Raw genomic sequence first — 3505 nt, 5'->3', positions numbered from 1 at the left:
TCTGAGACACTTCCGCAAGATTATTAAGCTGTTTTTTGGTCTCCACCAGCCTGCCCACATGATCATATAAATGATTGGTCACAATGGTCGTCGCTGTCCCGGTCTTCGGCGTATGTACACGTGTACTGGTCAGCAGATCTCCCGCAAAGTTATAGGTATTGGTCACATAATCCGTTCCTCCAACATGGTTCTTTGAAGCAGTCTGGATCACCCTACCATAGTCATCATAGTATAGCACCGTCAGCAGTGGCTGGGTACATCTAGCCGTCTATTCGATAAACAACTGGGGCTTTATCAAACCCATTATAAAAAACGTGTAATCTACCGCAATTCGGACAGTGCGCAACTATTTTCATTTCGCTATACAATTCCTCGGCTTTTATTTCTACATTAAAATATTTTTCAAAAGAAACATCTGAAATCATCAAATATTGATTAGGGCTGGGTATTTCACTTAAGCTAATTACATAATCACAAACACATCTTATTTTCGGCATGACGATAACTATTTCTGCATTATAATAATATTTTTTAATATTTCAAGCTCTTTCAGGATATCGAAAAGCTCAGCGAGAGCGACAAGGAGCACGTATTCGCACTGCTCGATTTCCTCGCGCCCAATCTTTATCGGATTGGACGTTGTTGCCGAAAGAACGCTTCACAACTACAGTTCTTCCATAATAAATGTATCCAAAAGATCTAATCGGTTTTCTAACATCTCAGCATATTCTTTTGTTGCAGGAACTTCTACTGGATAACAATCCTCAACAGACTCTCCCTGAAGTACAGTATCTACCCAATCTCTCATTATAGCAACATAACTTTCAAGAACTTCTCGTGGATTTTCTCCACTCTCAACATCTACATATGCAGGAGGAATATCCCCAACAACAATCCAAACATACTTATCAACATCGCTCCTAGATGGCTCTATCTCAAAAAGAAAGATACCTAACACCCCTTCCCAATAAACAGCCAACCAGCCTGAGAGAATACTCTTACACCACTGATGCCTTAAAAGATAGTTCTTAGCCTCTACTGATAATCCATAAAGACCTTCATCTTCCTTAGATAACCCTAGAATGTCTTCAAACGTAGACGCTTGTTGTTTTATATTTTTATAATCACTCATGAACTTCTATTTTCCTTTTTATTTATTTCTCTTTCTATTTATTTCTTTAGCCCATCTTTTGAAGTCCCCCTGAAGTTTGTGCGCCTCTTGATGCAATATCCATGGTTGAGGAAAAAAATTATCAACATCATTGGTTCCTCCGTCTTTCAAAGCTTTCTTACGGCTCAAACTCTGGTTTCTACCAGCATACTTCTCATTACTTCGACCATCTGGTAAAAAATCAGGTTCTTTGGGCCATTATTCTCCGGTAGCTTTTTCCCACTGCTTTCTAAGTGTAGCGGCAGCAACTCTCTTCGTTCCAGTCTTAGCTGCCTGTTTGAGACTATATGAAACAGCTTTAGAACTGCCACCTGTAAATATATCAATTAAGCTTTCAGCTGCTCTAAATTCTGAATATGTAGTTGAGTGAATATTCCTCTCTCCTGGTGTAGGAAATTCTTGCTGATTATAATCTGTACCGACTCCAGAAGTATACTCAACATCCACATCCATTGCATACTGAGAGATCCCATCTTTACTTGGAGCTTTGTCTAAATCAATTACTGTAATGTAATCAGTCTTATCTCCTCCCTTATCACTAATATACTTTACGGACTGAATCTGCCCTCCACGATAAACTATTTCGTATTCATTAGGAGGTATAACTCTCATCCCATCAGGATCAATAAACCTTATTGGGTTATTTACTCCGTAGGTATAAGGAGACCACCTTCTATACTTCTCCGCCAACGGATCCACCACATTCCACCGGCCTATCTCCGTATCATAAAACCTCGCCCCGTAATCCAGCTAATTTTACTTTTTCCAAATTCCTCCTCGCCATAATAAATGGTTGTTGTCTTTATTGTAAATCAATTCTTGATAATAGGGTTCAAACTCAAAAAAACACCTATCAAAGAATGGCAAATTAATTGTAATATAGTTATACTTTTCAGTGTCAATACTTTCCTGAAAAATTTTAAATAATATCCTACCATTGTAAAGTTCCGTACCTGATACATCTGCATTCAAGCTAAAGCCGATTTGGTTTATAGCAGTCCTCCGATTCCATAAATACTTTGATTTAGGCAATACGACATAAGTCTTATCTGTTGTAATGGACTTACTATTATTATGGTTAAATGTAAAGCCTAATTTTACAGGGTGGAAATCGGTAGGAAAAATCACTTGGATATACAGACTGTCCTGCGAAAATTTATTCTCTTGTTTGATCTTATATTCAAAGCCTTTCTGCTTTGTATAATAGTCTTCGCTTGTAATCTCTAGCACATTATCTCCTATAACCGACCATCTCCCCTTTGAGACATAATCACATTGCTCTATTACGGGTGAAAATGATATATCAGCATTCCACAATAGATAGCTTCCATCAGGTTTTAACTCCAACTTTTCTGCACTTTCTTGTTTTTGATATATACCTGGTATATCATGAACATTTAATTTTTGACCTTTTGTTGAAATGCAACCTATCAGCTGAAACGCTACTACTAATATAAATAACAACTTTCTCATTTCTTCCTATCTTTTAGTTGTTCATAAATTACCCTTCCGTCTGTGGATTTTATCTTCATAAGAGTTTCAAAACTGATATCTTTTAATGAACTTGCTCCAGCAGGGTATGAGCCATCAAAGGAATATTGAGTTTGATAAGCATTGACTTCGTTGTTTCTTCGTTCTTCTAAAGTAGTTCCAGCATTAAGTAACCGACCATCTTTATTAAACTTAACACCTCCCGCTTCCATAGACTGTCCTACATGGCGGATTTCATGAATATGAAGGCCCGTGTCACTTCCTTCAATCCTAATAACTCCATCAGCACCTTTAACAACTCCGTGAGTACCGTCACTCGCACTTGCACCAGTAAGTTTATATGTTTCAGACGCATTACTAATTGCGTCAACATCCGCAAGAGACTGGTTTAATAATTCCATCTTTTGGCTATTTTCTGCAAGCCGACCTTCAAGTTTTGCTAATTTCTTATCGCTTAATCCCCCTTTGTCAATTTTGGCCTGAATTTCCATATTACTCTTTTCTATTTTTTGAATTCTGCTATTTAAAGACCTAGTGAGCCTCTCTCCTTGCTTCGGATCTTCCCATATCATTCCCGTTGGGTCTATTAAATTGATCGGATTGTTTGCAACGTAAGCATACGGTGATGTTATAACTTGCTTTGGATACTCTGCCTTCGGATCCACCACATTCCACCTTCCTATCTCTGCATCGTAGAACCTCGCCCCGTAATCCAGCTGCCCCTCCAGTACATAAGAACTTCCCAAGGCATGCGTACCGCCACTCAGGTCAGCCTGCATCTCCTTGCCATTATAAAGATACTTATTGTCAATGCTTGTTGCAATACTTTTCGTCTTACCGAAC

Annotated in this window: 4 protein-coding genes and 1 pseudogene; all 5 read right to left on the bottom strand. The window is 38.4% G+C overall.

Annotated elements, in window-relative coordinates; genetic code table 11:
• A partial coding sequence (locus tag K7A41_RS00230) for a hypothetical protein (protein WP_265712095.1) occupies positions 1–238 on the bottom strand: 238 nt, incomplete at its 3' end.
• 426 nt (positions 239–664) lie between these two features.
• Entirely contained in the window at positions 665–1132 is a 468-nt protein-coding gene (locus K7A41_RS00225; RefSeq protein WP_265712094.1) for a DUF4826 family protein, read from the bottom strand.
• A gap of 645 nt (positions 1133–1777) precedes the next feature.
• Positions 1778–1918, bottom strand: a pseudogene (locus tag K7A41_RS23685) (RHS repeat-associated core domain-containing protein); the annotation flags it as partial.
• A gap of 9 nt (positions 1919–1927) precedes the next feature.
• Positions 1928–2644, bottom strand: a complete 717-nt coding sequence (locus tag K7A41_RS00215) for a hypothetical protein (RefSeq protein ID WP_265712093.1) — start codon at positions 2642–2644, stop codon at positions 1928–1930.
• A partial coding sequence (locus K7A41_RS00210; RefSeq protein WP_322784004.1) for an RHS repeat-associated core domain-containing protein occupies positions 2641–3505 on the bottom strand: 865 nt, incomplete at its 5' end. The genes K7A41_RS00215 and K7A41_RS00210, both read right to left, overlap by 4 nt.

Origin of the sequence: Sphingobacterium sp. InxBP1, from assembly GCF_026191775.1 — a bacterium.
GTDB lineage: Bacteria > Bacteroidota > Bacteroidia > Sphingobacteriales > Sphingobacteriaceae > Sphingobacterium > Sphingobacterium thalpophilum.
Note: the sequence above shows the minus strand (reverse complement) of the source record. Positions and strands in the feature narration are given on the sequence as shown.

What these genes read in the sequence shown, in the direction of transcription:
- K7A41_RS00225 (WP_265712094.1), bottom strand. Translation starts at nt 1,132, where the DNA reads ATGAGTGATTATAAAAATATAAAACAACAAGCGTCTACGTTTGAAGAC.
- K7A41_RS00215 (WP_265712093.1), bottom strand. Translation starts at nt 2,644, where the DNA reads ATGAGAAAGTTGTTATTTATATTAGTAGTAGCGTTTCAGCTGATAGGT.